The sequence below is a fragment of the uncultured Cetobacterium sp. genome, assembly GCF_947039425.1.
GTDB lineage: Bacteria > Fusobacteriota > Fusobacteriia > Fusobacteriales > Fusobacteriaceae > Cetobacterium_A.
Genome location: NZ_CAMQYW010000195.1, coordinates 1 through 3,725 on the forward strand (window position 1 = coordinate 1; position 3,725 = coordinate 3,725).

Annotated in this window: 5 protein-coding genes and 1 pseudogene; 2 read left to right on the forward strand and 4 right to left on the reverse strand. The window is 24.7% G+C overall.

Annotation, left to right across the window (positions count from 1 at the left end; all coding sequences use genetic code 11):
• Nucleotides 1-177: 177 nt before the first annotated feature.
• Together Q0V09_RS08960 and Q0V09_RS08965 are read left to right on the forward strand one after the other, a co-directional pair.
• Complete coding sequence (locus Q0V09_RS08960; protein WP_297406349.1) at nucleotides 178-576, forward strand: tetratricopeptide repeat protein; 399 nt, start codon at nucleotides 178-180, stop codon at nucleotides 574-576.
• 16 nt (nucleotides 577-592) lie between these two features.
• A complete protein-coding gene (locus Q0V09_RS08965) occupies nucleotides 593-925 on the forward strand; it encodes a hypothetical protein (protein ID WP_297406348.1) in 333 nt (110 codons plus the stop codon).
• Nucleotides 926-939: 14 nt separating this feature from the next.
• Here Q0V09_RS08965 and Q0V09_RS08970 read toward each other — a convergent pair whose 3' ends face one another.
• From Q0V09_RS08970 to Q0V09_RS08985, 4 genes and pseudogenes are all read right to left on the reverse strand, one after another.
• On the reverse strand, nucleotides 940-1,800 hold the full coding sequence (locus Q0V09_RS08970; RefSeq protein ID WP_297488693.1) for a nucleoside hydrolase: 861 nt from the start codon (nucleotides 1,798-1,800) through the stop codon (nucleotides 940-942).
• A gap of 9 nt (nucleotides 1,801-1,809) precedes the next feature.
• Complete coding sequence (locus Q0V09_RS08975; RefSeq protein WP_297488696.1) at nucleotides 1,810-2,808, reverse strand: phosphotransferase; 999 nt, start codon at nucleotides 2,806-2,808, stop codon at nucleotides 1,810-1,812.
• Complete coding sequence (locus tag Q0V09_RS08980) at nucleotides 2,793-3,473, reverse strand: TIGR04282 family arsenosugar biosynthesis glycosyltransferase (protein WP_297406343.1); 681 nt, start codon at nucleotides 3,471-3,473, stop codon at nucleotides 2,793-2,795. Before Q0V09_RS08980 ends, Q0V09_RS08975 begins: the two co-directional genes overlap by 16 nt.
• Nucleotide 3,474: 1 nt before the next feature.
• Nucleotides 3,475-3,725, reverse strand: a pseudogene (locus tag Q0V09_RS08985) (hypothetical protein); the annotation flags it as partial.

Consider the following 3,725-nt stretch of genomic DNA (forward strand, 5'->3'; position numbering starts at 1 on the left):
TAAATGATAAAAATGTATTTGATGAATATATTGTAAAAGTAGAGGAAAATATTATTGGGAAACTAGGTTTTTTAATAAAATAGGTATATAATTAAAGTGCTATATAAACTTTTCACACAAAGTATGAAAACTTTGTGTGAATTGTTTTTTTGTATAATTGATAAAACGGAGGATAAAATGAATATGAATACTAGAGAAATTGAAGATTCAAAAAAATATATACATAGGGGAGTCACCAAATATAAATTAAATAAATTTCAAGAAGCAATAGACGAATATAATAAATTTATTGAAGTAAATCCAGAGTGTTCAATAGGTTATTATAATAGAGGTCTTGCTTATCATAATTTAAAGGAATATAGAAAGGCTATAAAAGATTATACAAAATCAATTGAGTGTAAACCAAGTTCACCTTTTTCATACTATTGTAGAGGACTTTGTAAATATAATTTAGGATATTATGAAGAAGCAATAGATGATTATAAAAAGGCAATAGAACTAAAACCAGATTATGAAATGGCTTATAATAATATAGAGATAACAAAGCAACATATAAATAAATTAAAATTAAATTAAAAATATTGGAGGAGTTATGGATACTAAGGTGAGAAATTATTCAGATTTGCATATAATCCTTTTAGATTATTTTTCAAATCCTAAAAAGTTTAAAAAAATAAGAGAGATGCACTGTAAAAGTTCAACCTATCTAAATACTTTATATCTTATATATCCCCATTTAAGACAAGAACATCAAAAAGTTTTAAAGGTTATAATGAATTTATATGATGATGAGTTAATAAATTTCAAACCACAAAATTTAATTAGAATTATGGAGGTTATTGAGATTAAGAAAAGTTATATTACTGTTTTAGGAGATGAAGTTTTAGATTTCTTAAAGAGGGAAAATATTCTTTTTTCAAAATAGATGCAACTACTCAATTAAGAGTGGTTACATCTTTTATTAAAATTTTCAAAAGCTTGAAAAATTATAGAATTAAACTTATCTAAATCTTTTATAGTTTCAGGCATAATAATTTTTTTTGAACCATTAATATCTAAATTTAAATCTCCACTTTTTAAACTTTCAATAGTAGGATTTATTGAAACTTCTTCATTTGAAAAGAGTTCTTTATGACTAATATAAATAGCTGCTGCCATATCCCAATTACAAAACCCTTCTATATTGAATTTTTTATAAATTCTATCAACCCAATGTTCAATAGATTTTTCAATAACTCTATAAATTTCACCTTCTTTTTTGTAAAGAGTTTCTAATTCATTTAAACCAAATATAGCATTAGCAGTAGTATGACCATTTAAAATTGAAATTTTACAAGGTGATGTAAGAACATTATATGCTGCTTCTGGATTACATGCAAAATTTAATTCTTTAACTTCAACATTATTTATAACAAGAGGTTTTATAATTCCACCCATGAGATAAATCTCTTTAAGATTTTTATAAAAATTATTATTATAATTATAAGCAGAATGAAGATTTGTCATAGAGCCAGTTGCTAAAACAATAAGCTCATCTTTATATTTTTCACTTTGTTCAGTTAAAAAAATAGAAGCCTCTTTATCAGAAAAGACTTTTAAATCTTTAATGTTTAATTGGTCTAAAAGGGAGTATGTAGCTTTTTTTACATCTTCCAATGAACTATTACCATATGTAAGTGTAAGGCCTAAAAGCTCTATATCATCTCTTCCTAAAAGATATAAAAGAGTTAAACCATCATCCACATCTTTTTCAATTATCCCCATAGTATTATCACAGTCAAATATAACTTTTTTTTTCATTTTTTCCCCCTATATATTCCAATCTTTTAAAAGATTATTCATAAAATTAACATCTAAATAAGACTTTATTTTTTCATATGTTTCTGGATTCTTTATATCTTTATTTGGATTTTGATATTCTAAATATGCAAAGGCACACCAACTAAGAGCTCTTAAATATAGATATGGAGTATACATATTTACTCTTTCTCTAATATTTTTGTTAGGAAAGTTTTTTTTATAAACTTTATAAAACATATTTATTTCCTCTTGAGACAAAATAGTATCTGTTCTCCAAAGAGTTGTAGTTGGAGCTAAGAACTGTGTAATATCTTGACAAGGGTCACTAATAACAGGTTTTTCCCAATCTATAAGATAGCTTCGTTCATCTCCAATTATAAAATTATGAGAGTTTACCTCTGTATTATTTATAGCCTTCCAAGGGTCCTCTATAAAAAATCTCTCTTTTGAAGCATTATTTTCACACCAATTAAGAAATTTTTCAAAAAAAACTTTAATTTCTTTTGGAATAAGTGGAGAATCCCAAATATCTTTTAAAAGGTTTTTACCTTCTTTAATACGATCACTAAAAATATAGTTTTCTGTTATTAAATAATTAAAATCATTTTCTTTTATTTTTAAAGAATGAATCCCAGAAAATATCTCTCCAGCTTTTTCTAAATCTAAGTTATATTCTAAAGGTCTTCCTTCTAAAAAATCCATAACAAGAATTCCTGAATTTAGTTTTTTAAGGCTTCCATCAACAAAATGAACCTTAGGTGTATAACCTGATTCTTCTAGTCTTTTTAAGGCTCTATATTCATATTCAATTTGATTAGAAACTCCTATTTGACTTCCAGTATTTAATCTAAAAACATATTTATTTTTATTGTCTTGTAAAATATAGTTTTTATTATATTCTCCTTGAGCAAGAAAAGACAAAGTAAAATTGTTTTCTAAATGTAACTCTTTTTTTAAAGATGAAGTTTCAATATATTCATAAATCTCTTTTATTAATTTTTCTGACATATTAATTTCTCCTTAATATTTTCATCAATATATATTTTAGTATTTTTACATAAGTCATTTTTTTCAATTCTTTTATTAAAACTTAGAAGATCCTCTTTAGTATCAATATCTTCATGAGTTGAAATAGTATCCACTTTTAAGCCACTTTCTCTAATAGAGTTAATAGTTTCTTGGAAAACTTCTGGAGTTCCCCATTTAATATTTGAATTAAAAATTAAAGGATAAAGTTTATTCATTCCAACTAAGTAATATCCTCCATCTAATGTAGGACCAAAAACAATATCTTTATTTTGAAGTTTCAAAAAGGCATTATCAATATCTTCTTTTTTTACTTCAGGAATATCAGCTCCCATAAGAACTACTTTAGTATATCCTTTTTGAAAAAGTTCTGAAAAAATATTTTTCATTTTTTCTCCAAGATCTATTCCTTTTTGTGGAAAAACTTTTATATTATCTTTTAATAGATTATCTATTATATTTAAGGGACCCTCATTACCATAGAAAATATAAAGATCTGTATTTTCTATATTTGAACAAGTTTTTATAATATCCTTTAAAAAAGCCATATGAATATGAGCACACTCTTGTGGAGTTAAAATAGTTAACAGTCTTGTTTTAGTTTTATTTGGAACAGGTATTCTTGTCATTATAACCATTGCATTCATTTTAACGGACCTCTCTATACATTTTATTTAATTTATCTGGAGAAACACCTGCTAAATAAAGGAGTTTCATTTTTTGCATTAAAAGAAAAGTTTTAAAAATCCCCCCCTTTGTAAAACGACGAGAGGATGTTCCTATTTTAGATTTTAATAATTTCATTTTACCTATTTTTTTTATTTTTAGTGAAAATTCAAAATCTTCCATAATTGGTATTTTAGGAAAGCCATCTATTGAAATAAAGCTTTCTTTTTTTA

Bases quoted from the DNA above. Each gene is read 5' to 3' on its own strand.
- Q0V09_RS08960 (WP_297406349.1), top strand. From the start codon at position 178: ATGAATATGAATACTAGAGAAATTGAAGATTCAAAAAAATATATACAT.
- Q0V09_RS08965 (WP_297406348.1), top strand. From the start codon at position 593: ATGGATACTAAGGTGAGAAATTATTCAGATTTGCATATAATCCTTTTA.
- Q0V09_RS08970 (WP_297488693.1), bottom strand. From the start codon at position 1,800: ATGAAAAAAAAAGTTATATTTGACTGTGATAATACTATGGGGATAATT.
- Q0V09_RS08975 (WP_297488696.1), bottom strand. From the start codon at position 2,808: ATGTCAGAAAAATTAATAAAAGAGATTTATGAATATATTGAAACTTCA.
- Q0V09_RS08980 (WP_297406343.1), bottom strand. From the start codon at position 3,473: ATGAATGCAATGGTTATAATGACAAGAATACCTGTTCCAAATAAAACT.